General features: G+C 38.1%; 1 protein-coding gene and 1 pseudogene. One reads left to right on the forward strand and one right to left on the reverse strand.

Annotated features, from left to right (window positions below):
* Positions 1-63 precede the first annotated feature (63 nt).
* Positions 64-222 (forward strand): hypothetical protein, encoded by a 159-nt coding sequence (locus DYY66_RS04415; protein ID WP_166286551.1) that lies wholly within the window; start codon positions 64-66, stop codon positions 220-222.
* Between the two features lie 40 nt (positions 223-262).
* On the opposite strand, the pseudogene DYY66_RS16030 reads toward DYY66_RS04415, so the two are convergent.
* Positions 263-585: pseudogene (locus DYY66_RS16030) on the reverse strand (pentapeptide repeat-containing protein); the annotation flags it as partial.
* Between the last annotated feature and the right edge of the window lie 23 nt (positions 586-608).

The following is a 608-nucleotide window of genomic DNA, read 5'->3' on the forward strand; positions in this document are numbered from 1 at the left end:
AATTTGCATCTTATATCATGATGATATTTTATATCATAATGGATAGACATTGCAATTGAGAACATGATAACTGAACTACTTACAATAGGCGCAATTCTTGCCAGTTGTGGTCTTCTTACATGGTCTGCAATGAAAAAATACCAAACAAAGATTGAATCTAGACTCGAAGAGATTGAATCTCGTGGTGCAGAGCTAGAAGTAACAGAAAGAAGATACAAGTAAATCCTAGTTTAGTGGCAGATTGGGCTTCCGTGACAAGAANCGATCTGTACCAGCTGTAGCAAATCCTGATACATTGGCTCCAGTAAGATCTGCACCTGCTAAAATAGCATATGACCCATCAGCAGAATCAAGATTTGCACCTGACAGATTAGCACCTGTTAGATCTGAAGTGCGCAAATTTACATTTGATAAATCAGCCTTTGAAAAGTTGGTACCTACAAAGCTTACTTGTATTGCTCGTACCCATGAAAGGTTGGCTCCTGACAAATCAGCATTTTGAAAATTTGCTACTCCAAATGAAGAGCCTGCAAGATTAGCACCTTGAAGATCTGCTCCTGCCAAATTAGCATGGTAAAAATCCATGTTTTGTGCATTAATTCCATTTA

Source organism: Candidatus Nitrosotalea sp. FS, from assembly GCF_011319475.1.
GTDB lineage: Archaea > Thermoproteota > Nitrososphaeria > Nitrososphaerales > Nitrosopumilaceae > Nitrosotalea.

Excerpts from the sequence above, each read along its gene's own strand:
- DYY66_RS04415 (WP_166286551.1), top strand. The coding sequence starts at position 64 with ATGATAACTGAACTACTTACAATAGGCGCAATTCTTGCCAGTTGTGGT.